Origin of the sequence: Microbacterium sp. 2RAF4 (assembly GCF_052115285.1) — a bacterium.
Lineage (GTDB): Bacteria > Actinomycetota > Actinomycetes > Actinomycetales > Microbacteriaceae > Microbacterium > Microbacterium oxydans.
This window is the reverse complement of the sequence record NZ_JBFRGI010000002.1, coordinates 619,844-643,319: the sequence shown is the minus strand read 5'-3', so window position 1 is coordinate 643,319 and position 23,476 is coordinate 619,844. Positions and strand designations below refer to the sequence as shown.

Genomic DNA, 23,476 nt, shown 5'->3' with positions numbered 1-23,476 from the left:
ACCCCCTCTCTCGCTGTTAGCGAGACGCTGGCGCCGTGCCGAGCTGGATGAGCTGCGGCGCAGGTGCGCAGCATGAACCCGCGCTGTCCTCCGGGGCATCAAAGACACCGGCCCCACCGCACACGCCCGTATCTGGAAGCGTCAGCTCCACCCGAGCAGCGGCGTCCCTGTCTCCGGCGAGTTCCGCGACCACGCTCCGAACCTGCTCGAAGCCGGTGAACGCAAGGAAAGTAGGCGCCCGCCCGTAGGACTTGGCCCCCACGATGTAGAACCCAGGCTCAGGGTGAGCAAGATCCGCTGCGCCCGTCGCCCGCACCGAACCGCAGGAATGAATGTTCGGGTCGACCTCTGCAGCGATCCGCGCAGGAGCCTGGAGCCTCACATCGAGATCAAGACGGACCTCCGAGAGGAACGAGAGGTCAGGGCGGAAACCAGTGAGCACGAAGACCTGATCCGCCGGGGCGAGTTGGCGGCCATCTTCGGACACGAGCACAGCCCGACCATCCTCCGTGCGGACGCTCTCTGTGCGGAAGCCAGTGACGAGATCCACCGCCCCGCTTTCAACGGCTTCCTTCGCCCGCTGACCGAGCAAGCCGCGCTCGGGAAGCTCATCCGCCGCGCCACCACCGAAGGTATTGCCGACTGCTCCACGCCGAAGAACCCAGGAGACCCGGGTGCCTGGCTCTCGTTTAGCGATCCGGGCGAGGGCATTCACAGCCGTTGCCGCCGAATGGCCGCTGCCGACCACGACTACATGCTTGCCCGCAAGCTCGGACGCATCCGCGGTGCTCGGAATCCTGTAGTCGAGGAGGCCTGCTTCTCGGGCTTGCGTCTCTCCAAGTGCCGGAAGTCCATCAGCGCCCGCGGGGCTCGGCCTACGCCAGGTGCCGGAGGCATCGATCACTGCGGAGGCTTCGATGCGCTCCTCGGAGCCGTCGGCGTTCTGCACATGGAGCACGAACGGCTGTTCCCCCCGGCCCGCGTCGACCGAAAGATCCCGGCCCTTTCGGCCGACCCCGACCACAGGGGAGCCGTAGACGACTCGACTTCCAAGCTGCTCCGCGAGAGGGGCGAGGTAGCCTTCGATCCACTGCGCCCCGGTGGGGTATCCGCTGGTGGGTGCCGTCCAGCCGGTCGATTCGAGCATCCTTCGGGCCGCCGCGTCCGTCAGCTCCGGCCAGGGCGAGAAGAGGCGCACATGACCCCAGTCAGCAACGGCGCTGGCCGGGCCCGCTCCCGCCTCCAGCACCAGCGGATTCATGCCCCGCTCCAACAGGTGAGCTGCGGCAGCAAGGCCCTGGGGGCCAGCACCGATGACGGCAACGGGATACATCCCAACCTCCATAGATTGATGATCTTCGATGTGTCACAGCATGATGGATAGATCGACAGATGTCAATGTGTCGGGCACAATAGATCCATGACTACTCTCCCCGTCATCGTCGAACCTGCCAGCAGCGGCGCATCATGCTGCGATCCGGCGAGCGGCGGCGCTATCGATGACGGCACGGCACAGAACCTCGCCAGAGTGTTCAAGGCGCTGGCGGATCCCGCGCGAGTAAAGCTGTTCTCGCTCATCGCCGGGAGCCCGCAGGGTGAGCTGTGCGCTTGCGATCTCACCGAACCCGTCGGCCTTTCGCAGCCGACTGTTTCCCACCACATGAAGCTCCTCGTGGAAGCGGGACTCGTGAGCCGCGAGCAGCGTGGGCGCTGGGCCTACTACAGTCCCACGACCGGTCCCCTCGTGGACGCGGCGAAGAGCCTAACTGCCCGATGATCGAGCTGGAGTTTCGGCCGATGGCTCCCGAGGACTGGCCCGCCGTCGAGGAGATCTATCGAGCCGGTATCGCCACGGGACAAGCGACATTCGAGGCTGCGCCGCCAGCGAGCTGGGCTGATTTCGATAACAGCAAGCGTCCTGATCTTCGTCTCGTAGCGGTGGAGCCCAGCGGCAAGCTCCTTGGATGGGCCGCAGCCTCGCCCGTCTCGGCTCGGACGGTCTATCGCGGAGTCGTCGAGCACTCGATCTACATCCGTCCGGAAGCGTCGGGTCAGGGCGTCGGAACGCGTCTCCTCAGAGCGTTCCTTGAGCTGGCCGACCGTGCTGGCGTCTGGACAGTTCAATCCTCGATCTTTCCGGAGAACGCCGCGAGTCTTCGGCTCCATGAGTCTGCGGGGTTCCGGGTAGTGGGCCGGAGGGAGCGCATCGCCCAGATGAGCCATGGACCGCATCAGGGCGACTGGCGAGACACTATCCTCATCGAACGGCGAGCGGAGAGGTAGGTGCGCGCACACCTCTGGCCGCTATTCTCCCGTCCGAGGAGAAGGTCGGTGCGTGATCGCACCGATGTGTGACACCACGGCGAGGGATTCGCCGCGCCACTCTCCGAGGGCCGCTCCGCGCGGCCTCCCGGGGACCTAATCCGGCCCCCGAGCCCCCGGCTCTTCTGGAGCGCTCCGGGCTTCGCCCTCCGGCTTCAGAAGGAGAGCAGCACCCTCGGGTGGGGCGGAGAGTCCTGCCCGGCGGGCCATCCGATGGAAATACCTCAGCGCCTTCGGCGCAGCCCCTCCGGGGCTCCCTCAATCGAAATCCAGAGGAGAGCCCCTCGTTAGCCGCGGTAGTTGAGATGCAGGTCCGGAATCCACCGCGGCCTCGGTGCTGAACCTCTCGCGTGGTAGGGGTGAGTCAGCGCCAGCTGCTCCGGGAGAGGAGAGGGAGGCGCTTCTTCCAACAGAGATCCAATCTCAAACCCGTGAGGGGCGCCGAGGCCCGGGGGCCGAGGCTTGAGTCTGGCGGGTGTGCACCCGAGCAGGAGGCGTCGAGCCGGAGGCAGATCTGCGTGAGCGGCAGCGAGCGTTTCTGCCCGATGGCGTTCTCGCCAGAGCTCAAGGTGATCCAACGCACCTGCGTTGGCAGCCTCGCTGCAAGAGCCCTCGGAGAGCCCTCGGAGAGGCGGGGGAGCAGCAGGCGGATGATCGCCTCAGCGCGCGGGTTGTTTCCGTCGGCCTGGCGATCCTGTAGTCATCTGTTGAGCAGCGGCTGTTGGCAGGGGAGTCTTCTCCCAGTTCTTCCTCAATGCTCCAGCTCCGGGAAGAAGCCGGAGATCTGCTCTCCGTCCGCATCAGGAACTCAGTCATCCAGCTGTCTAGCCTGCCCAGCAGGGGCGCTATTTCGGCGTCTGGATTGGAAGCTGTATCTGCGACCGGTTCCCACTCACAGTCGTTTCTACCTCGTGAGTGCCCCACTCTTTTTCAGCGGTGGGGTACATATAGCTGAGGACCATCTGAGCTGGGGCAGAAGACTTGCTGCCCGGCCTCTCGCGCTTCCAGTTGGTTTTCCTCTTGGGGCTGGTGAACCCCCGCACGCTTTTCTCCGGATCTCGACACCCGGCAACCCACCTACTGGGACCTTGTTTATTTGGAGATCCTGGGCGGCAAGCAAATCGAGGCCCGGCGATCTGAGTCTCCAGGCCCGAGATTCAGATCACCGGGCCGAGCGATTCGTAGTGCTATATCAAAGCGGCGGCGGTCGGTGGACGGTGCGGCAGTTTCTCGGGCGTGTCTTTCCGGCGTTCATTGCCGGGGTCACTCCCGTCCGTCAAAGCCTTGTTTTAGTCCCGCTCCCCAACGCCTTGTTCTTGTCTCGAGGCTCGACGCCATGGAGTGAGCGAGACGGCGAGCTTAGATCGACGACTCGTGGGCCTCAGGCTCACTGATCGAAGTCGAGCAAATCGGGACCGTAGGTTGTCGCAGACAGGTCGATGGCGTTGATCTTGTTGGCCACATCCTTCCCAGCCTTCGAGATGTTTCCGTTCTTGCCGAAGAGGTCGCCGCCGAAGAAGACGAAGAGAGCGGCGAGCACGGCCATCGCCGCGAAGGTCAGGAAGCCAGCAAACTGCCGCTTCCAGAGCAGGACGACGGCGACCACAGCGATGATGCCGACGAGCACGGGTCCGATCCAGTCGGCGATGGCCGAGTTAACGAGTTCGCCGAGGGCGAGAGTAGGTAGAGACATGCTGATTCCTCCAGATGAGTCCTGTCCCGGTGGGGACATGGCTCATATCGAGGAGCATCGCTACCCGCCCGTCTCAGCGTCGATGATTGTCAGGCGGTCAGCATGTGCGCAGGATCGCTGTTGGCGTCTGAGATCGCAGTCTCGGGCGAGCCGACAGATGTTCCTGCCTGTGCTGCCAGGCGCGCGGCCTTCAGCGCGTAGAAGATGTCAGCGCCTTCAGGTGGCCTGGCCGTATCGCGAAGCTCACGCCGCCAGTCGTACTCTCCCTTTGCCGGTTCAACCCAGCCGGGGATCTTCGCTCTTCGTGCTGCTGCGATCTCGGCTGAGCGTCGAGCTGCAGCCTGGGCCTGCTCAAGTCTGTTCACGGTTCCTCCTTGCTCGAAGGTTGTTCTAACAAGAGGCGCCGGCTGTTGGTGTCGCACACGCTTGCCCATAGGTCAGCACTCACTGTATGGTCATCCCATGCTGACCATTGCTTCGAAGCTCGATGCCATGAACCGCCTCGGGCGAGCCATGGCCGATCCGACCCGGTCTCGTATCCTTCTTGCGCTCCTCAACGCTCCTGGATATCCAGCCCAGCTTGCGCGCGAGCTGGAGCTGACACGGACCAATGTCTCGAACCACCTGTCCTGTTTGCGGGGCTGCGGCATCGTCGTGGCTGAGCCAGAAGGCCGTCAGACTCGCTACGAGATCGCAGATCCGCATCTGACAGCGGCGCTCACGGGGCTAGTGAACACAACGCTGGCTGTTGATGAAGCTGCCCCGTGTTTGGACCCGAGCTGCACGGTACCGGGATGCTGTGGATCGGAGGCCCAACGATGACGGCCATTGCGCCGGCCTCAGAGAGGGTCGGTGTACTCCGTCGGCGGATCAGAATCGTCGTAGCGATCACCATCACCTGGAATGTGATTGAGGCGGTCGTGGCGCTAATCGCTGGAGGCATGGCTTCCTCTGCGGCGCTGATCGGCTTTGGCCTCGACTCCATCGTTGAGGTGCTTTCTGCCGCTGCTGTCGCCTGGCAGTTCGCTTCTCCAGATCCCGAGAAGCGGGAGAAGGTCGCGCTACGCATCATCGCCGTTTCCTTCTTCGGGCTCGCGGCATATGTGAGCGTGGATGCAGTCCTTTCGCTCGCTGGCTTGAGAGATCCGGAGCACTCGCCCGTGGGGATTGCGATCGCTGCCTTGAGTCTCGTCGTCATGCCCTTCTTGAGCTGGTTCGAGCGGCGCACGGGCAAAGAGCTGGGCTCTGCCTCTGCCGTCGCGGATTCGAAGCAAACACTGATCTGTACATACCTCTCGGCCGCCTTGCTCGTTGGTCTACTCCTCAACAGCCTTCTCGGCTGGGCCTGGGCAGACTCAATAGCAGCTCTAGTGATCGCCGTGTTTGCGGTACGAGAAGGTATTGAAGCGTGGAAGGGCGATGCTTGCTGCGCCGCTCCCGTCGCTGTTCTCACTGGAGAACGCGAGGCGGACGGGTGCACAGATGGTTGTTGTGCACCGACGCCTCGGTGAGCTGTTGTGTCACACACCCCCCCGCGCGAGGAGGGTCAACAATCGCCAGGAGATCGATGTCCATGTATCGTCATGCGCGCTGGACGAATCTCACCCGAGGTCGCAGGCTACGGGCTGAGATGCGCGCTACAGCGTCGAGGGGATCGATGCTCTGGGCTGCGCGCTGAGACTGCGATTTCAGCATCATTCAGCATGCTCCGAAAGCAGGCATCTGGGGTGCTGCTTTCAGGAACAACAAACCGCCCGGCACTGTGGGAGTGCCGGGCGGTTTCTCTTGCCGGAGCTGGAGGCATCCGGGGGCTTCAGCTGATGGTCAGCGGCAGTTCGCGAGGTCAGTCAGACCCGTTGCTGCCAGGGAGCTGACTACGCTGCCATCGGTTCCATTGACGATCTGGATGCCAGCCGAGGTAGAGATAGCAAGGAGATCGCCCGGGAGGTAGGTGATGCCGTTCGCCACTGTTGCCCGGTCAAGGTCCCATTCCTTCACAATGGAGGAGGGAAGCGTGGTCTTGGTGTTCACTTCCAGCTCAGCGAACTCAGAGAACTTGACGAGGCCGATGGCTGCCTTACCGCCACCTGAGACGAGGAAGCGCAGATCGCCGTTGCGGTCGAACCCGAAGTCTCCGTTGCTGCCCCAGGTGTTGTGAGTCTCTACCGTCGCGATGGGGCCTGATCGATCAGCCGTGGGCGAGTAGCGGTAAATCTCAAGGTCGCCGTAGGTGTAGAGGCCGTAGTAGTGCTCAGAAACCCCGTTGTAAACCATTGCTTCTCCGGCGACATAGCGCTGGGGGACTGTCGACTTCGGTGAGATAGCATCCGGCGTTCCGCCGTAGATGCGGTTCGTGTCGTTGTAGTAGAACTCCCCGGAGCGTGTGAGGCCGAGAGCGTTGCCGGTGGCCGTAGGGATGGCGTAGCTCTTGCCGGTGGCCGTGATCGTGCCGTTCTCAGCTACGGAATACTCCTTGATGCCACCCGCGCCGATGGAGTAGATAGCCCTGTCGGCTCCTGGAGCGGCGCAGATTCCAGCAGCGTTGTAGTCAGGGAGGGGAACGCTGGGAGTAGCTGGTGCCTCGTCGCAACCTTTCGCGCCAGCCATGCCCTTGATGTCGGGATCGCCCCGGTCATAGGCGGGGACGCAGAAGCCTCCGTTGGAGAGAGCTGCTGAAGGATTGGCGGGAGTGAGCCAGCCCGTCAGGAGGGATGCAAGCAGAGCGAAGGCTGCCGCGGAGGCGATGAGGAACGGGAGCCGATCCTTCTTGGTTCTAGTCTGTCGGATGTTCGTGGACATGTGTTCTTCCTCCTAATGTGTGAGAACACGGACCCATATCAATACGACGGCAGCGGTGCAGATAGAACACCTCCCCGGACACAAGGAAGGGGCCGTAAACGGAAAACTGCATCTGCTTACGGCCCCGGATCACATTAGGAGGCGATGCCTGCCCGACTCCCCGCAGGCATCACCGACTCATATCACTAGGTCACCAACCGAAGCCGAGCTGCTTCGACAGGCTCTTCGAGCTGAAGGGCTTCTCCGCTACCGCGACGAACATCTCCACCAGGAATCCGAGGACTCCCTTACGGCTCAGATCGCGAGCCACCCTCCTCGGGAGTGAGACCATCTTGACTCCATCAGATCCGATGGCGACCTTCCAGGCCGCACGGTTCACCCAGCCAGCGAACTTCACTGACACCTTGAGCATTCGCGCCAGTTGCTCGAAGGCCTTGCCGATGAGCGAGCGCCGCTCGGTCGGAGTCTTCCTCTGGAATGTGGGTTCGGGCATGGCGGACAGAACGGCGGCAGCCGGAGCCTTGAGAGCGAGCTGTCGATCGATCTCGAGTTCGCGAGCATCTTCTACATCCTGGTAGCGGAAGCCCAGCTCCTCGAACGCCGCGAGCCGGTAGACCTTCCAGCCCTGATCCTCGCTCATGGCGAGCTGCTCCAGGGTAGATGTAGCAACCGCTGGATTGCGGAGCACCACGAGCCGAACAGCCGGATCGTTCGAACCGGCAAGCATCGAAAGAACTCCCGGGTCCGTGGTTGTCTCGGCTAGCTCGAACTCCTTGATTCGAGGACCGAGATCGATAGTCGCCGCTCCCGCTTCCCCGGCCTCAGCCTTCGCCTGTTCGGCTCGCTTCGCCAGCTCCCGCCGCCTCCGTCGAGCTTCAACGGGAGTGAGCTTCCGGCCCTCCTTCGTCCAGGTCTGCGTCCTGTTGGGGGTGCCGACTGTGTAGTGGCCGTCGATCATCGGGCTGACATCGAGCGTCCGTCCATTGGGCACAGCCCGCCCACCGCCAGCGTCTGCGATCCCTGCCACATCGGTGTGCGCGTCACCGTAGGGACAGCTCTCCAGGGCGACACAGCGCATGTACCTGCCGAGTTCCGGGGAATAGTGGAGCCTGGTCCTTGTTGCGGTAGCCATCACCAGCCCTCCTTGCGTAGCTCGAAGATTGATCTGCCGGTGCGCTCGCTCTCGCGGAGCATCGGGAGATCCTTCTTTGTGAACGATGGCAGTAGCTTGGCTGCGGCCGCGTCTCGGTTCGGTCGCATCTGTTCTGCCGCTTCGATCCCGACCACATGGCCGCCACCGAGCGAGCATGTCTCTGGGTGTTCGCACCACTCGGGCTCGGCGGCTCCCCAGGGTAAGTGAAAGACCAGAGTCGCCAGAGTTGCTTTCTCTGCCGGTGTTAGGTGATCCATGATCGATTCCTCCTTCTCGTGTTGAGTCGGGAGGCATATCAACACCATCGGTGCAGATAGAACATCAGCGCCGAAGCTCTGCGAGTGCCCTTTCGGCTTCCTCTTCGTCCTCGTAGCGGATCATGCCCGAACGGCAGTCACTACAGGGCGGCCAGCATACTGTTGGCTCGGGCCAGTCGGGATCGGCGTGGTAGCCGACCCACTCACCCAGTGGTTCTGCTCTTTTCATGGTGAATCACCCCAGCGGCTACTATCAGCCGACGACGCGCCACCATCGGTGCAGATAGAACATCGGTGAGCGTCATCCTCCTAGTCCAGGCCTGACCGTTCCCAACAACTCCTGTTGCCATGGGCTAAGGATGAAGCAGGAGACGCCACCTAAGCCTCACGATCGAAAAAAGACCACTGGATACTGCCCGCCGCTGCTGCTCCCGCTTCCGCTGGCTTGGAAGATCTGAGGGTCTTGTTAGCTTCGCGGCTCTCTGGAGGCGAAGTGAGGCTGTTAGTAAAGTTCTGCCAGTCTCTGTTGGCAACTTTCAGCACCCCATGTGCTGTGGCAGTGGTTCTCGTCCAGGGAGAAGGGTCAGCAGTGGTGCGACACCGATGCGCAGTGCATCCGGCGTATGGCTACCTGGGCGGGTTCGCAGGTAGTCAGTGAGTGCAGACTGCTGGCGCAGTCTTCAGCGGGGTCTCGGAGTGCTTACGCACTGAGGACAGGTTGGAAGGGTGTCAACACCTTCCAGCGGGATACCGAAGAGTGCTTACGCACTTCGGCTGGGAGCGTAGCTCCTAGGCCCGCGCAGCGCTGGCGGGATACCGAAGATGCCTCAAGGCATTCGGCTGGGAGCATCGCTCCCAGGGCGCTGCCCACGGCAGTGCCTGACGACGAGCGAAGCTCGGCGTTGCTTTTTCCCCCCTGGCGGCAAGGCCGCCTCTTGCTGTTCTCCGAGGCGATTCTAGGAGCGCGATCCTAAGGCGAGATCTCAAGAGAGTTGGAGATCAGGAGCCATGCAGGAGCGGGCGAAACTCGTTTCGCGCCCACATTTCCCGCTGTTTCGATATAGGACTGAGACCCGCGCTCCAAAGCGCGAAACGGTCAGGAAAAGCGTCTCCTAAGGCCAGGAGAGCTGTTCTAGCCCCGATCTCAGCAAGGAGCAGAGAGAAATGAGTACACCAAGCAGCAGCTCTGTCATGGACTTCCTCGCCAACGAGGACTACGACGAAGATGAGCATGGCACGCCGGAACTGATGCCAGATGTAGAGAAGACGGTCGTTCACTTAGTGCAGCGAACGGACGAGCTGGATGCCGAAGAAGACACCATCGGTGCAGATAGAACCAGCGAAGCCGACCTCATCCCAGACACTTTCCGCTCTGAGGCGCGTCGAAATCCGAATGCGCCGAAGTACGGGAGGACCTTCTTCACGGATAAAGATCGACTCGGCCTCTGGTTCCTCTGGAAGTTTCCGCTCGCTACTTCGAAGCAGCTCGGCATCGTTTGGGGCATCAAGAAGGCGAGTGCTCACAAGCGAGCGCTGGCACTGAAAGAGCTTGGACTGGTCAGTTCCGAGAAGATCATCGGCATGACTCAGCTCTGGTTCCTGACCAAGCGAGGTTATGATCTACTCCACTTCCACGGCGTGACCGACGAGCGAGTGCCTGGACTTTACAAGCTCGGAAGCGTCAGGGTCTTCAACCTCGAACACCGGTTAGCCATCACTCAAGTGGCCGCTCAGCTCGTCGGCGGGGTCTCAGAGATTCAGAAGAAGAGCAAGATTCCGATCCCTAGCGGACTTGAAATCCTCCCTCTGCTCATCCCTGAGCGGTACATGAACAGCACCTACGGAACCATGGCAAGCCGCTATGACAAGGTCGAGAAGAAGTCTGTTATCGATCCGGATCAGGCTTGGAGGGATCAGGAGCGCATGGCTCACGAGGTCGAGTCAGGTCGATTGAAGGTGTCTGAAGCGCTCGCGAAGAACCCCGGACACTGGACGCTTACGACCGACTACGCGAGCCGAAGCTATGGCAATCAGAACCACCCCGTCGACCTGGCGATCGATCTTGAGGCTCACCGAACAGACATCAAGCGACCCGTTTCCCTCGGCATCGAGATGGAGCTAACGCTGAAGAATCCTGACGATCTGACGAAGGTAGTCAGCACCATGGCCCGCCAAAGGGAGCGTGGAGTCTTCCCGGTGTTCGGCACCTACATCTACATGGGACATAAGCAGGGCATCTTTGACGCTGTTAAGGCCGTCGCGAAGAAGATGGGTTCTGAGCGGTTCTTTGCCTCAATGACTCTCAAGGATGCGGATGGGAACAAGTACAGCGGGGAGGCCTGGCGCCTTTGACAGGTGCGCGCACACCAACGGCGGCGAGGATCTACCACCCTCGCCGCCGTTCTTCTTGTCTGCTGAGAGTCGCCATGTTCCTTTGAGAATCGATGCGCCCCCAATCGTCATCCAGGATGACCACCCTCAGCCCACGGTCGCCCGTCTAAGGCTGGACTACAGCCTCCGCGATCGATCCCATCGGGGGATCCCATCGGGGCTGTAGCGGGCGCGCTCAGAACAGCCTTTCTGCATCCTGCCGATGGTCAGTCTCGGCGCGGCTTGAAGGCGTTGCCCCGGTAAAGATCGCCCTCCACATAGCTGATGAGCTCGCCCGTCTGTGAGGTTCCGAGCCAGAGGTAGTCTCCCTCCCTCCAGTCGATTCGCCAGCCAGCCTTGGAGAGAGAATCGCCGAGAGTCTCATCAGCACCGCCGGGGAAGAAGGCCTCTCCAGAGGAGGGCGGTTCGAAGAGATCAAGGATGGCTTTGACCCCATCGAAGGTCTGTGGCTTCTCCTTCTCGATCCGGTCGAGCGTGAGTTGATACTGCTGCCAATATGCTTCCATGCGGCGACGATACGCGGATGCTGACGAGAGGGAAAACCCAGTTCAAAAGTATTTTTGCAGAGGAGTTGACTCCTATCGGGAGTCCAATCATTGTTGGCCATGTCACACCACATCCACTGCTCGAAAGGCAAACATCATGGCTACCACCACCGCTCCCCAGACGACCGCTCCCAAGGCTTCCGAGTTCGACCGTAAGGACCTGACGCGCCTCTTCGCTCGTCTCCGCCACGAGGTCGGCGGCCTCGTCGACGACGCGAACCGCAACCGTCCCTTCTACGCGAAGAGCAAGGAGGAGGCCGTGGCCAAGCGCGATGCAGCGCTGAAGGTCATCGGAGAGCTGGCCGACCGGATCGATGTCCTGAAGAAGCAGGACTGATCGAACTCAGCAGGGCCGGGGACCATCCCCGGCCCTTCCTCATTTCTTCCAGGCGAAAGGAACAACCGTGGCAACCTACGATGCAACCGAAGCACACAAGCACATCAAGCCCGAGCTGATGGAAGAGTTCAAGAAGTCCCTGGCCGACGCTGAGGCTCAGGGCCAAGAGGTCTACTCGGTGATCGTCGGCAACGGCGTGCCGCTCATGTACTCCGTCCGGGACAGGTCATGACCTTCTTCGAGCTGATGGAACTCCTTCGGCAAACTGTCGAGATCATGCTTCAGGCGATCCAGGACGGCTGGGACATCAGCCGGCCTTGGCTCCACGATGGCGCACAACGGATCGCTGACCGGCTCGCACGGTAACCTTCAGCACCAACGCAAAGAGCCCCCGGCCAATGGCCGGGGGCTCTTTCTTGCTCCTCCTAGATTGCATACTTGGTCAGGCCTAGTTCTTCGATCAGCCCGTCGAGCTTGCCCGTATCCTCGATCCTTGCTTGGGCGGGTATCGCGCCGTCGACCTGCCACTCCTCGATCGGCGCAAAGACGGTCATCCAGCGCGGGCCTTTACTGCGAGGATCCGAGCACAACGCAATGGCATCCTCCTGGGACATGCAGCGCTTTGGGGCGGCTGAGCTTCCGAGCGATCAGGATTACCTTCATGCGGCGGCCGCCTTCCCCGTCCAGCGAAGGTATACCCGACCCAGGCGGGTGTAGCTGATGCGACCAGATACCGGGTTCATATGGCGATGAGCAGCTTCCACAGCCCACCCGATCTCGAACCCATCGTCCATCTCCTCGATCTGAGTGACAAGCCGCGGGAGGTACGACTGAGAGACATACCGCCCCTCGCCGAGGAGGACCGAGAAACCGGGGTTCTGTCGAGCGGCCTCGACGGCCTCTTCGGTCAGGTACACGCGCTGCTTGGTCGTCATGCGGCCAGCGCCTGAGTCATCTGCCAGAAGCGGTAATCGATCTCGACGAACTCAGCGCACTCGACCATCTCCAGGGCCTCCTCAGCGATTGCCTGGAGCATGGGCTTTCCCAGTTCGAACAGCGCTGCGTATGTGTGGAAGCGAAAAAACAGCTCATTCTCAGAGATATTCAGAGCCTGCCCTCGGTCCCAGAAGCCCATGGAGAACTCCCGGAGAACCATGTAGCAAGCCGGTGCTTCGTCCTGCTCCATGATGTCTTGTGCGAGCCCTGAGATCGCATTAGCCGCCCAAAGTCGCAGAAGCCCCCAAGGCTGGGCATCGGGCTCCCATCCGTTTTGCGTCCAGATCTTGAGCACGAGCTCCTTCGGGCCGAGCTCACACAACTCTCCCTCTGCCGGGAACCCTGGATCAATGACGAGGAGCTGGATCCTCTCAGCCAGCGCCTGATCGATCTCTGCATACATCTGCTTCTTGTTCATGGTCGTTCCAATCTGTAGTCATGGGAGGGGCCGCTACCCGAAGTGGATAGCGGCCCCAGTTGCTGCTCGGATCAGGCGGCTGCCTGCTCGGCCGCGGCCTGCCTCTTGGCTTTCTTGCGAGCCTTCTTCTCGGCCTTTGCTACGGCCTGCTCGATGGAGACGACCTCGGCCGGAGCTTCGTCCTCACCTGAGATCGGATCACCGGTGTAGGTCAAGAAGACCCAGCCCATCTGGGCATTGGTGATCTTGCCCGTCGTGGCGCTCTCGATCTCTCGATCCTCCTGATAGACCCAGTCGATCTTGAGATTGCTGCCGAGCTCGATTGCCTGCGCCTTGAGGGTCGGAGCGTAGGCCTTGTCCACGAGCTTGCCCTGCGCAAGGCGTACCGGAACACCCGGATTCTGCTTCGCTGAACCGATGCAAGGTGTCGTCAGGTAGATGCTCCGGTTGTGAATCTTCTTGGTGCGAGGCTTCGGAGCCGGAAGTCCGTCGACGAAGAGATCCTCAGTGTTGATGTTGTTCATGTTGTGTCCTTTTAGTTCACCCGATCAAGGGCATTCGATGGTGGCTCGGTTGAGCCGATTTCTGTGGGTCGGTCGGAGCTGGCGCCCCGCCGAGGTCTAGTGCTGCGCCCGAGTAGGCGCACTACGAGATAAGCCCTGCCGGGCTGTCTCGGATTTTTTCTCAGATTGAGTTTTCAGTGTTCGAGCGTCAGGCCGGTTCCTCGTTTCCTCCCCGGCCTGCCTTGTGTTCACAACACTAGCCGGAGTCTCCGAAGACTGTCAAGCGAGTCATGCGTGACTCCCGTTCAAGTTGGTGCCCCAATCGCCAAATACCCGCGGAATCACGGGCGTCTCATCGCTCCAAAAAAGTATGAAGACTCGGCGTGTCGCGGTATGCGAACTGCACGCTTTGAGTCGAATACGCCGCCTCTGCCACTGCAATGTCACGCGAGTCATCAGACTTGTTGACGAAGTGTGACGGCTAGTCATCGATGACTCGATGGCGAGTGTTGGCGACAAAGAGTAGGATGGGGCCATGGCAGACATCCTGATGAAGGTCGATGACCTCGATGGCACGCCGATCGCACCCGGCGAGGGCGGTTCGGTGAGCTTCGGCTTCCTCGGCAGACACTTCGAAATCGACCTGACCGATGCCCATGAGGTGGAGCTGGCCAAGCTGCTCGCGCCCTACATCGAGAAGGCGCGGGAAGTGGATCTGGCCCAGGCCCACTCCCAGCAGTTGACTCCAGAGCAGGTAAAGAATCTGGTCTTCGAATCACTGGATTCGGAACAGGTAAAGAAACTGGCCCTTGAGGCATTGGATTGGGAGCAGGGCGCTGCGCTCCGGGCCGAGGCGGCGAGGCTGCTGGCAGAAGGCAAGAAGCCCTACGACACCATCGCAGCCCGGGCCTGGCTCCAGGAGCAGGGCATCGAGCACAATCAAATGGGGCCGCTCAAAAAGGAGTTCCGGGAGATCTACGAGCAGCACTTCGGGCTCCCGGGGTACGACACTGCGCCGCAGCACCCGGCCAAGGGCTGACTGATCGTCTTATCGACCGCGGAAGGCCATCTCAGCGCAGAGATTGCCTCGTTGATGTGATCGCTCGATCCCGGAGCGCAAGACGCAGCAGCGGGAAGCTACGACGAAGGCCACGCACTCATTTGAGCGCGTGGCCTTCCTGCGTCTTGGGGCAGCGAGCGCTACTTCTTGCTCGCTACATTCGACTGGATGGTCGACATGACCATGGTGTCGGCCAGGGTGGTGGTGTCACCCACTTCTCGGCCCTCTGCCACATCTCTCAGCAGCCGACGCATGATCTTGCCTGAGCGCGTCTTGGGCAGTTCCGTGACGATGTAGATCTCGCGGGGGCGTGCGATTGCCCCGATCTGGCTGGCGACCCAAGCCCGTAGCTCCTGGGCGAGGTCCTGAATGTTCTCGTGTGATGACAGGTAGCTTTCCTTCAAAACACAATAGGCAACAACCGCCTGTCCGGTGGTCTCGTCCGATGCTCCGACCACGGCGGCCTCCGCCGTCGCCTCGTGCGCGACCAGAGAGGACTCGATCTCGGCGGTCGACAGGCGGTGGCCGGAGACGTTCATCACGTCGTCGACGCGGCCCAGCAGCCACAGGTCGCCGTCGTCGTCGAGGCGCGCGCCGTCGCCCGCGAAGTAGTAGCCCTGGTCCTCGAACTTCTCCCAGTAGGTCTCGCGGTACCGTTCCGGGTCGCCCCAGATACCGCGGAGCATGCTCGGCCACGGCTCGGTGATCACGAGCAGTCCGCCGCTGCCGTTGCCGACCTCGACGCCCTTCTCGTCCACCACGTCGATCGAGATCCCGGGGAGCGGCACCTGCGCCGAACCGGGCTTGGTCTCCGTCACGCCGGGGAGGGCGGACACCATGATCGCGCCGGTCTCGGTCTGCCACCAGGTATCGACGATCGGCGTCTTGCCCGCGCCGATGACCTCGCGGTACCACATCCACGCCTCGGGGTTGATGGGCTCTCCCACCGAGCCGAGCAGTCGCAGCGAAGAGAGATCGAACTTCGCGGGGACGCTGCGGCCGATCTTCATGAACGAGCGGATCGCGGTCGGCGCGGTGTAGAAGATCGACACCCTGTACTTCTCGATGATCTCCCACCAGCGACCGGGGTGCGGGGCGTCCGGAGTCCCCTCGTAGAGAACCTGGGTCGCACCGTTGGCCAGCGGGCCGTAGGCGACGTAGCTGTGCCCGGTGATCCAGCCGATGTCGGCCGTGCACCAGAACACGTCGGTATCCGGGTGCAGGTCGAAGACGTACTTGTGCGAGTACGCCGCCTGGGTCAGATACCCGCCCGAGGTGTGCAGGATGCCCTTGGGCCTCCCGGTGGTGCCGGACGTGTAGAGGATGAAGAGGGGATTCTCGGCGGGGAAGGCCTGTGCCGTGTGCTCAGCGGAGGCTGCGGGGACGGCGTCGTGCCACCAGATGTCGCGCCCTTCGACCCAGTCGACCTCGTTCTCGCCGCGCTTGACGACCAGGACGTGCTCCACGGTCTGCTGCTCGCCGTCGCCGCGGTCGGCGAGTGCCTGATCGACGGCGGGCTTGAGGGCGGAGACGCGTCCCTTCCGGTAGCCGCCGTCCGCCGTGATGACGAGCTTGGCGCCGGCGTCGTCGATGCGCGAGCGGAGGCTGTCGGCACTGAATCCGCCGAACACCACGGAGTGGATGGCGCCGAGGCGCGCGACGGCCAGCATGGAGGCGATGGCCTCGGGGATCATCGGCAGGTAGATCGCGACGCGGTCGCCCTGACCGATGCCGAGTCCTTCCAGCACGTTCGCGACGCGCTTGACCTCGTCGGTCAGCTCGGCGTAGGTGATGCGGCGGGAGTCGCCGGGCTCGCCTTCCCAGTGCAGCGCCACGCGGTCGCCGTTGCCTGCCTCGACGTGGCGATCGAGGCAGTTGTACGCGACGTTCAGCTCGCCGTCGTCGAACCATTTCGCGAAGGGCGGGTTGGTCCAGTCGAGCACCTGCGTGAACGGCTTGTGCCAGTGCACCAGCTCACGGGACTGTTCGCCCCAGAAGCTCTCGCGGTCGGCGGCAGCCCGCTCGTAGAGCTCGGGCGACGAGATGGTTTGGGCGACGAACTCCTCCGACGGTGCGAACTTCCGGGTCTCGTCGAGAAGATGGTCGATCTGGCTGCTCATCGGCAGGCGCTCCTTTGCGGCATACGGGTCTTGCGAGCATGGTCGTGGGGGGTGGGCGACCAGGTCACGGCGAATCTATCCCTGCGGCCCCGCCCCGCATACTGCCGAAAGTCGGTAGTGTTGCTGGTTTTGTCAGGACGGTCGCCTTGCGTACACTCGACGACAGCCGAATTCTCATTCCGGCCTTGGCGTGCCCGATTCCCCCAATCGTGGAACGTCGTGGGCGGCATCTCATTCCCCCCGTGAGATGCCGCCCATTCCTTTGGGAGCGCTCTCTGCATCGCAGGGGCATCCTCGGGTCAGGTGGTCATCCACGCACTGCACCACTGGGTGACGAGTCGGCTTCTCCACAGGTGCTGGAGGATCCGGATCTCTCGGGACTTCCCCCACCGCGACGGCGCATAGCGTCGCCGTCATGCCTGATTCCTTCGTCATCCAGCCCAGGGGAGTGCGCTCGCTCGCGTCTGAGGAGACCGCGTCGCCGGAGCCCCTCCGTCTGGATCCCGTGTTCGGACCGCTTCTCCCTCACATCGACGACGCTGTGACCGATGTGTTCGTGAACGGTGCGGGCGGGCTCTACGTCGACCGGGGGAGCGGCGCCGAGCCGGCTGTTGCCTGGAGGGCCTCGGAGCGTGAGGTGCGTGATCTCGCCGTCGCACTGGTCGGGCTCGGCGGACGCCATCTCGACGACCAGGCGCCCTGCGTCGACGTCCGTCTCGACTCCGGCGTCCGTGTGCATGCCGTGCTCTCTCCGGTGTCGACGACAGGAACCGCGCTCTCGATACGGATTCCCCGGGTGCGCGCCGCGGATCTCCGATCCCTCGCTGCGCTCGGCGCGTTCGACGCGCGCCAAGAAGCCTGGCTTCTCGGCCTGGTGGCCGAGCGGGCGAACATCCTCATCACCGGGGGAACGGGAACGGGCAAGACCACGCTGCTCTCCGCTCTGCTGTCCGAGGTATCGCCGGGGGAGCGCATCGTGACGATCGAGGACGTCGCAGAACTGCGGCCGCGGCACCCGCACCACGTCGCCCTCGAGGCGAGGCAGCCGAATCTCGAGGGCGCGGGCGGCATCACGCTGAGCCGCCTGGTCCGTGAGTCTCTGCGCATGCGACCGGATCGCCTGGTGGTCGGCGAGTGTCGCGGAGAAGAGGTCCGCGAGCTGCTCACCGCACTCAACACCGGACACGATGGCGGCGCAGGCACCCTGCACGCCAGCGGGCTCCGTGACGTTCCCGCCCGCCTCGAAGCCCTGGGTGCCCTCGCCGGGATGGATGCGGTGGCACTCGCGCGACAGGCCGTGAGCGCATTCACCGTCGTCCTCCATCTCGACCGTGCCCCCGGAGGCATCCGTCGGATCCGCCAGGCGGGCCGACTCGTCATCGCAGCGGATCGGCTCGACATCGAGGAGGTGCAGCCGTGGTGATGCGATCTCCTCGCGCGGCGCAGCGGCGGGACGCGACCGCAGCGGACGCTGCAACGTCGGTGCAGACGCTGGCCGTGCTGCTGCAGGCGGGTGCGGTCCCCGTCGTCGCGTGGCGGCATCTCGCCGAGACCGAGGACGCGCCGGCACGCGCCGTCGTCGATCGGGTCGATCGTGGAGTCCCGCTCCTCGACGCCATCGAGGCGGAGGGCGGGGCCTGGGTCGATCTCGCGGCCGCCTGGGAGATCGCGACGACGGTGGGCGCACCACTCGCCGAGGTCCTCCGCATGATCGCGGAGACGTTGCGAGATGCTGCAGCTGCTGCCGATGACGTGCGCATCGCTCTCGCGGAGCCGGCGGGGACGGCGCGTCTGCTGCTCTGGATGCCGATGGCCGGGCTGCTCCTCGGCTTCGCGCTCGGCTTCGACACCCTCGGCGTCGTCTTCGGGAGCGTGCTCGGGGCGGCCTGCGTGGTTCTCGGCCTCCTCCTCGTGGTGACGGCGCGGCTGTGGACATCGACGCTGTTGAAGAGGGCGGCGCCTGGGCCCGGCACCCCCGGCATGCGGGCAGAACTGGTCGCGATCGCGCTCGCCGGTGGCGCCTCCATCGACCGCGCACTGCACCTGGTCTCGCAGACATCCGTTTCCGGAGGTGGCGACGAACGTGTCGCCGCCGTGCTCGAGCTGTCCCGCGCCGCAGGGGTGCCCGCCGCAGAGCTCCTCCGGGCGGCGGCAGCCCAGGACCGGCATGCCGCGAGGGTCCAGGGGCGGCTCCGTGCGGCGAAGCTCTCGACACGGCTGCTGTTTCCGCTCGGCATCTGCACGCTGCCCGCTTTCCTGCTGCTCGGCGTCGCGCCTCTCCTGCTCAGCGTCCTCGCATCCACTCCCATGCCCCTGTGACCGCCAACGGTTCATCAACACCACCCGATGCCCACGCATCGCCCAGAGAGAGAAGGAACACCATGAAGAACATCCCTGCGCTCGACCGCCGACGCGCGGCCATGCTGTTCGGCGACGACACCGGGGCGGCCACAGCCGAATACGCGATCACCACGATGGCCGCAGTCGCCTTCGCCGGGCTCCTCGTCGTCATCATGCGCTCCGATGAAGTCCGCGGCATCCTCACGGACCTCGTGCGGCGCGCGCTCACGGTGTCGTGATGCGGGCGAGGAGACCCGCGATGAACGGGCCTGGCGGTGGTGATGCGAGACCGACGCCGCGACATGCGGATGAGCGCGGATCCGCCGCAGCGGAGCTGGCACTCGCGCTTCCCGCCGTCGTGCTCGCGCTCCTTCTCGGTGCAGGGGCGCTCGGAGCAGCGTCTCGCCAGGTGGCGCTGCAGGACGCCTCCGCGGACGCGGCTCGTCTTCTCGGACGTGGCGAGGGACACGGTGCGGCAGAGCGGGTGGTCCAGGCGGCCGTGCCGGGGGCGGGGATGTCGTCCTCGCCCCTGGGCGATCTCGTATGCGTCACCACCTCCGTCGATGTCTCCATCGGCGCGCTGATCCACATGCCGCTGCGGGCCTCGAGTTGCGCACTCGAGGGAGGACTCTGATGGCCGGCTCGGCATTGGCGGCAGGGATGCTCGCGGTCGCCGCCACCCTCTCCCTGGGTCTCGCCGCCGTCGGAGGTGCGGCCGTCACGGCGCAACGAGCGGCGGGTGCGGCCGATGCTGCGGCGCTCGCCGCCGCCGATGCGGCGAGCGGTGCCGTGACCACATCCGAGCAGCCCTGCGCACTCGCCGAGAGGGTCGCGCGTGCTGCCGGGGCGACCCTCACCGGCTGCGTCCTCGAGGGCTTCGTGGCGACCGTGGAGGTGCAGGCGGCGTACGCTGGACTCGCAGCCGTCTCCCGAGCCCGTGCCGGGCCCCCCGAGGGATAGCGACGGCAGCGCGACCTCGCTCACTGTGAACGACCCCACACAGTGGTGTGTATGGTGTGCTTCGAAGAAAGGACGCACCCTTGGCTGAAGGCAAGAAGCTCGTCATCGTCGAGTCCCCGACGAAGATGCGGTCTATTCAGGGATACCTCGGCGACGGCTATGAGGTGCTCAGCTCCGTCGGCCACATCCGCGACCTCGCTGACAAGAAGGACATCCCGGCTGCGGACAAGCAGGCGTACGGGAAGTACTCCATCGACATCGACAACGGGTTCGACCCGTACTACGTCGTCTCCGATCGGAAGACCAAGACGGTCGCCGAGCTCAAGCGTGCGCTGAAGAGCGCCGACGAACTCCTGCTCGCCACTGATGAGGACCGCGAAGGCGAGGCCATCGCCTGGCACCTGCTGGAGACCCTCAAGCCCAAGGTGCCGGTCAAGCGCATGGTGTTCCACGAGATCACCAAGGACGCGATCCAGGCCGCCGTCGGCAACACCCGCGAACTCGACCACGACCTCGTCGACGCGCAGGAGACCCGCCGCATCCTCGACCGCCTGTACGGGTGGGACGTCTCGCCCGTGCTCTGGTACAAGGTCAAGACCGGGATCTCGGCCGGTCGTGTGCAGTCCGCCGCGACGCGCCTCATCGTCGACCGTGAGCGCGAGCGCATGGCGTTCACCTCGGCCGAGTACTGGGACGTCGATGCGGCTGCCGCGGCGACCGGTACCTCGTTCAAGATCCGGCTCGTCCGCGTGGACGGCGGTCAGCTGGCACGCGGCTCGGACTTCGACGACGACGGCAAGCTCAAGAAGGCCGTCGTCATCCTCGACGAGGCCGCGGCCACCGCGCTCGCCGCGGCTGTGGACGCCGTCGGCACCGGGAACGTCACCAAGGTCGAGGCCAAACCGGGAACGCGCAGCCCCTACGCGCCGTTCACGACCTCCACGATGCAGCAGGAGGCGGGCCGCAAGCTGTCGATGGGAGCCAAGCAGGCCATGGGCGTAGCCCAGCGTCTGTACGAGAAGGGCTACATCACCTATATGCGTACCGACTCCACGTCGCTGAGCACCCAGGCGGTGCAGGCGGCACGGAGCCAGGCGGTCGCACTCTACGGCGATGCAGCGGTGCCGCTGAAGCCGCGCGTCTACAAGTCGAAGAGCAAGAACGCCCAGGAGGCCCACGAGGCCATCCGCCCCTCGGGTGACAACTTCCGTACGCCGGCTTCTCTGTCGTCCGAGCTGGATCGCGATGAGCAGCGCCTCTACGACCTCATCTGGAAGCGCACCGTCGCCAGCCAGATGTCCGACGCCAAGTACGAGACCACCACGGTCACCATCGCCGTCGACGCGGGGGAGAAGAAGGCCGAGTTCACGGCCTCCGGAACCGTCTACACGTTCAAGGGCTTCCTGGAGGCGTACGAGGAGGGTCGCGATGAGAAGCGCGGAGATGCCGACGCTGCGGAGAACCAGTCGCTGCCTGCCGTAGCGGTCGGCGACCAGCTCGCCGTGTCGGATGCCGAGGCCAAGGGTCACCGCACAACGCCGAAGCCGCGCTACACCGAGGCCTCGCTCGTGAAGGTCCTCGAGGAGAAGGGCATCGGACGTCCTTCGACGTTCGCCTCGATTCCCGAGACGATCCTCGACCGTGGATACGCGGTCAAGCGCGGGCAGGCCCTCGTGCCGACGTGGCTCGCGTTCAGCGTGGTGCGTCTGCTCGAAGAGCATTTCGCCGACCTCGTCGACTACGACTTCACGGCTGCGCTCGAAGACGACCTCGACACGATCGCCCGTGGCGAGCAGAACCGCGTCGAGTGGCTCAAGTCGTTCTACTTCGGCTCTGACGCCCACGTCGGACTGCGCCAGGTCGTCGACAACCTCGGTGAGATCGATGCCCGCGCGCTGAACTCCACGCGCATCACCGACACCGCCACGCTGCGCTTCGGCAAGTACGGCCCGTACCTCGAGGTGGCCGACCCGGCGAACCCCGAGGCCAAGCCACGCATCGTCAACGTCCCGGAAGACCTGGCGCCGGACGAGCTGACCGCCGAAAAGGCGCAGGAGCTCATCGACGCTCCCGTCGCCGGTGACCGCGTGCTCGGCGAGAACCCCGAGAACGGCAAGATCATCGTCGTGAAGGACGGCCGGTTCGGACCGTACATCCAGGAGAACGATCCCGTGTCGGAGGACGCCGCCGTCGATGAGGCGACCGGCGAGGTGGTCGACAAGCCGAAGCCGAAGCGGGGCGCGAAGAAGGAAACGGCCCCCAAGCCGCGCACCGCGTCGCTGTTCCGTTCGATGTCCGTCGACGAGATCGACCTCGAGACGGCGCTGCAGCTGCTGAGCCTCCCGCGCGTCGTGGGTGTCGACCCCGAGTCCGGCGACGAGATCACGGCGCAGAACGGACGGTTCGGACCCTACCTGAAGAAGGGGACAGATTCGCGTTCGCTCGAGTCGGAGTCGCAGATCTTCGACGTGACGCTCGAGCAGGCGCTGGAGATCTACTCCCAGCCGAAGTACGGTGCCGGACGCAGGGCCTCCAGTGCGCTCGCAGAGTTCGAGGCCGACCCGGTCAGCGGCAAGCCGATCCGGATCCGTGACGGCCGCTTCGGTGCGTACGTGACCGACGGCGAGACGAACGTCACGATTCCGCGAGGACAGAAGGTGGAAGACATCACCTTCGAGATCGCGGTGCAGATGCTCGCCGACAAGCGTGCCAAGGGCCCCGCCCCCAAGCGCGGCGCTGCGAAGAAGGCACCGGCGAAGAAGGCGCCCGCGAAGAAGCCCGCCGCGAAGAAGGCACCGGCCAAGAAGCCCGCCGCGAAGAAGACGACCGCTGCCACATCCGCCGCTCGGTCGGCAGCGGCGAAGAAGGCCGCCGCGACGCGTGCCGCGAACGCCGCGGCGAAGGCAGCGGAGAAGGCGGACTCGTGACCTCAGGCCACGGGGTCTGGATCACGCTCGAGGGCGGCGACGGCTCGGGCAAGACCACACAGTCGAACCTGCTCGCGGACTGGCTCGAAGGGGTCGGGCGGACGGTCGTCCGCACCCGTGAACCCGGCGGCTCGGAGGTCGGTCAGCTCATCCGCGACATCGTCCTGCACCATCGGGGCGACATCGCACCGCGCGCGGAGGCTCTGCTGTACGCCGCGGATCGAGCGCACCATGTCGCCACCGTGGTGCGTCCCGCGCTCGGTCGGGGCGACATCGTGCTGCAGGATCGCTACCTCGATTCATCCGTGGCGTATCAGGGCGCGGGTCGGGTGCTCGATGCGACGGAGATCCGCGACCTCTCGCTCTGGGCGGCCGAGGGTGCACTGCCCGACCTGACGATCCTGCTCGACCTCGCCCCCAGTGAGGCGCGGGCCCGGCTGGACTCCGCCGACAAGCCGTTCGACCGGCTCGAAGCCGAGCAATCGGACTTCCACGGCCGCGTCCGCGACGCCTTCCTCGACCTCGCGAGAGCCGAACCGGACAGGTTCCTCGTCGTCGACGCCGCAGCGGCTCCGGATGCCATCGCGGAGCAGATCAGGGCGAGGGTCGGCGCTCTTCTCGACTGACCAGCACCGCGGTATCCCTCCGTGCTTCC

27 protein-coding genes are annotated in these 23,476 nt (G+C 64.1%); 15 read left to right on the top strand and 12 right to left on the bottom strand.

Annotation, left to right across the window (positions count from 1 at the left end; translation table 11 throughout):
• Window positions 1–16: 16 nt before the first annotated feature.
• On the bottom strand, window positions 17–1,345 hold the full coding sequence (locus AB4070_RS07450) for an NAD(P)-binding domain-containing protein (RefSeq protein ID WP_441979549.1): 1,329 nt from the start codon (window positions 1,343–1,345) through the stop codon (window positions 17–19).
• 75 nt (window positions 1,346–1,420) lie between these two features.
• Here AB4070_RS07450 and AB4070_RS07445 point away from each other — a divergent pair, with 75 nt between their 5' ends.
• Both AB4070_RS07445 and AB4070_RS07440 read left to right on the top strand, forming a co-directional pair.
• Complete coding sequence (locus AB4070_RS07445) at window positions 1,421–1,777, top strand: ArsR/SmtB family transcription factor (RefSeq protein ID WP_441979548.1); 357 nt, start codon at window positions 1,421–1,423, stop codon at window positions 1,775–1,777.
• A complete protein-coding gene (locus tag AB4070_RS07440; protein ID WP_441979547.1) occupies window positions 1,774–2,283 on the top strand; it encodes a GNAT family N-acetyltransferase in 510 nt (169 codons plus the stop codon). Before AB4070_RS07445 ends, AB4070_RS07440 begins: the two co-directional genes overlap by 4 nt.
• A 1,426-nt stretch (window positions 2,284–3,709) precedes the next feature.
• Here AB4070_RS07440 and AB4070_RS07435 read toward each other — a convergent pair.
• Both AB4070_RS07435 and AB4070_RS07430 read right to left on the bottom strand, forming a co-directional pair.
• Window positions 3,710–4,015, bottom strand: coding sequence for a hypothetical protein (locus tag AB4070_RS07435; RefSeq protein ID WP_441979546.1), 306 nt, complete (start codon window positions 4,013–4,015; stop codon window positions 3,710–3,712).
• 89 nt (window positions 4,016–4,104) lie between these two features.
• Window positions 4,105–4,380 carry a hypothetical protein gene (locus AB4070_RS07430; RefSeq protein ID WP_441979545.1) on the bottom strand — a complete coding sequence of 92 codons (276 nt, stop codon included), beginning with the start codon at window positions 4,378–4,380 and terminating at the stop codon, window positions 4,105–4,107.
• 97 nt (window positions 4,381–4,477) lie between these two features.
• On the opposite strand from AB4070_RS07430, the gene cmtR reads away from it, so the two are divergent.
• Entirely contained in the window at window positions 4,478–4,837 is a 360-nt protein-coding gene (gene cmtR, locus AB4070_RS07425) for a Cd(II)/Pb(II)-sensing metalloregulatory transcriptional regulator CmtR (RefSeq protein WP_441979544.1), read from the top strand.
• Window positions 4,834–5,526, top strand: a complete 693-nt coding sequence (locus AB4070_RS07420; protein ID WP_441979543.1) for a cation diffusion facilitator family transporter — start codon at window positions 4,834–4,836, stop codon at window positions 5,524–5,526. Before cmtR ends, AB4070_RS07420 begins: the two co-directional genes overlap by 4 nt.
• Window positions 5,527–5,839: 313 nt before the next feature.
• Here the strand turns inward: AB4070_RS07420 and AB4070_RS07415 are convergent, their stop codons facing one another.
• The 3 genes from AB4070_RS07415 to AB4070_RS07405 form a co-directional block, all read right to left on the bottom strand.
• On the bottom strand, window positions 5,840–6,814 hold the full coding sequence (locus AB4070_RS07415) for a hypothetical protein (protein ID WP_441979542.1): 975 nt from the start codon (window positions 6,812–6,814) through the stop codon (window positions 5,840–5,842).
• A 190-nt stretch (window positions 6,815–7,004) separates the two neighbouring features.
• Window positions 7,005–7,946 carry a hypothetical protein gene (locus AB4070_RS07410; protein WP_441979541.1) on the bottom strand — a complete coding sequence of 314 codons (942 nt, stop codon included), beginning with the start codon at window positions 7,944–7,946 and terminating at the stop codon, window positions 7,005–7,007.
• Window positions 7,946–8,224, bottom strand: coding sequence for a hypothetical protein (locus AB4070_RS07405; RefSeq protein ID WP_441979540.1), 279 nt, complete (start codon window positions 8,222–8,224; stop codon window positions 7,946–7,948). The genes AB4070_RS07410 and AB4070_RS07405 overlap by 1 nt, the downstream gene beginning before the upstream one ends.
• Window positions 8,225–9,415: 1,191 nt before the next feature.
• On the opposite strand from AB4070_RS07405, the gene AB4070_RS07400 reads away from it, so the two are divergent.
• Window positions 9,416–10,576, top strand: coding sequence for a hypothetical protein (locus tag AB4070_RS07400; protein ID WP_441979539.1), 1,161 nt, complete (start codon window positions 9,416–9,418; stop codon window positions 10,574–10,576).
• A 245-nt stretch (window positions 10,577–10,821) separates the two neighbouring features.
• Here AB4070_RS07400 and AB4070_RS07395 read toward each other — a convergent pair whose 3' ends face one another.
• Entirely contained in the window at window positions 10,822–11,121 is a 300-nt protein-coding gene (locus AB4070_RS07395) for a hypothetical protein (RefSeq protein ID WP_441979538.1), read from the bottom strand.
• 136 nt (window positions 11,122–11,257) lie between these two features.
• Between AB4070_RS07395 and AB4070_RS07390 the strand changes: the two genes are divergently transcribed.
• Together AB4070_RS07390 and AB4070_RS07385 are read left to right on the top strand one after the other, a co-directional pair.
• On the top strand, window positions 11,258–11,497 hold the full coding sequence (locus AB4070_RS07390; RefSeq protein WP_441979537.1) for a hypothetical protein: 240 nt from the start codon (window positions 11,258–11,260) through the stop codon (window positions 11,495–11,497).
• Between the two features lie 67 nt (window positions 11,498–11,564).
• Complete coding sequence (locus AB4070_RS07385) at window positions 11,565–11,729, top strand: hypothetical protein (protein ID WP_441979536.1); 165 nt, start codon at window positions 11,565–11,567, stop codon at window positions 11,727–11,729.
• 193 nt (window positions 11,730–11,922) lie between these two features.
• On the opposite strand, the gene AB4070_RS07380 is transcribed toward AB4070_RS07385, so the two are convergent.
• The 4 genes from AB4070_RS07380 to AB4070_RS07365 all read right to left on the bottom strand — a co-directional run bounded on the left by AB4070_RS07380 (window position 11,923) and on the right by AB4070_RS07365 (window position 13,435).
• Window positions 11,923–12,111, bottom strand: a complete 189-nt coding sequence (locus AB4070_RS07380) for a hypothetical protein (protein WP_441979535.1) — start codon at window positions 12,109–12,111, stop codon at window positions 11,923–11,925.
• Window positions 12,112–12,156: 45 nt separating this feature from the next.
• Window positions 12,157–12,432: a hypothetical protein gene (locus AB4070_RS07375; RefSeq protein ID WP_441979534.1), complete on the bottom strand. Its 276-nt coding sequence runs from the start codon at window positions 12,430–12,432 to the stop codon at window positions 12,157–12,159.
• Entirely contained in the window at window positions 12,429–12,911 is a 483-nt protein-coding gene (locus AB4070_RS07370) for a hypothetical protein (RefSeq protein ID WP_441979533.1), read from the bottom strand. The genes AB4070_RS07375 and AB4070_RS07370 overlap by 4 nt, the downstream gene beginning before the upstream one ends.
• A 71-nt stretch (window positions 12,912–12,982) precedes the next feature.
• Complete coding sequence (locus tag AB4070_RS07365) at window positions 12,983–13,435, bottom strand: hypothetical protein (RefSeq protein ID WP_441979532.1); 453 nt, start codon at window positions 13,433–13,435, stop codon at window positions 12,983–12,985.
• A gap of 514 nt (window positions 13,436–13,949) precedes the next feature.
• Here AB4070_RS07365 and AB4070_RS07360 point away from each other — a divergent pair.
• The gene (locus AB4070_RS07360; protein WP_441979531.1) at window positions 13,950–14,453 is read left to right on the top strand and encodes an Lsr2 dimerization domain-containing protein; all 504 of its coding nucleotides are present in this window, start codon (window positions 13,950–13,952) and stop codon (window positions 14,451–14,453) included.
• 161 nt (window positions 14,454–14,614) lie between these two features.
• Here AB4070_RS07360 and acs read toward each other — a convergent pair whose 3' ends face one another.
• Complete coding sequence (acs, locus tag AB4070_RS07355; protein WP_441979530.1) at window positions 14,615–16,594, bottom strand: acetate--CoA ligase; 1,980 nt, start codon at window positions 16,592–16,594, stop codon at window positions 14,615–14,617.
• Between the two features lie 415 nt (window positions 16,595–17,009).
• Here acs and AB4070_RS07350 point away from each other — a divergent pair, with 415 nt between their 5' ends.
• The 7 genes from AB4070_RS07350 to tmk all read left to right on the top strand — a co-directional run bounded on the left by AB4070_RS07350 (window position 17,010) and on the right by tmk (window position 23,447).
• Entirely contained in the window at window positions 17,010–18,017 is a 1,008-nt protein-coding gene (locus AB4070_RS07350; protein WP_441979529.1) for a TadA family conjugal transfer-associated ATPase, read from the top strand.
• Complete coding sequence (locus AB4070_RS07345) at window positions 18,017–18,913, top strand: type II secretion system F family protein (protein WP_441979528.1); 897 nt, start codon at window positions 18,017–18,019, stop codon at window positions 18,911–18,913. Before AB4070_RS07350 ends, AB4070_RS07345 begins: the two co-directional genes overlap by 1 nt.
• A gap of 62 nt (window positions 18,914–18,975) precedes the next feature.
• Entirely contained in the window at window positions 18,976–19,173 is a 198-nt protein-coding gene (locus AB4070_RS07340; protein WP_046746461.1) for a DUF4244 domain-containing protein, read from the top strand.
• Between the two features lie 20 nt (window positions 19,174–19,193).
• Window positions 19,194–19,568: a TadE family type IV pilus minor pilin gene (locus tag AB4070_RS07335; protein ID WP_441979527.1), complete on the top strand. Its 375-nt coding sequence runs from the start codon at window positions 19,194–19,196 to the stop codon at window positions 19,566–19,568.
• Window positions 19,568–19,894: an Rv3654c family TadE-like protein gene (locus tag AB4070_RS07330; protein WP_441979526.1), complete on the top strand. Its 327-nt coding sequence runs from the start codon at window positions 19,568–19,570 to the stop codon at window positions 19,892–19,894. The genes AB4070_RS07335 and AB4070_RS07330 overlap by 1 nt, the downstream gene beginning before the upstream one ends.
• Before the next feature lie 80 nt (window positions 19,895–19,974).
• On the top strand, window positions 19,975–22,821 hold the full coding sequence (gene topA / locus AB4070_RS07325) for a type I DNA topoisomerase (protein ID WP_441979525.1): 2,847 nt from the start codon (window positions 19,975–19,977) through the stop codon (window positions 22,819–22,821).
• Window positions 22,818–23,447, top strand: coding sequence for a dTMP kinase (gene tmk, locus AB4070_RS07320; RefSeq protein ID WP_441979524.1), 630 nt, complete (start codon window positions 22,818–22,820; stop codon window positions 23,445–23,447). Before topA ends, tmk begins: the two co-directional genes overlap by 4 nt.
• Window positions 23,448–23,476: the final 29 nt, after the last annotated feature.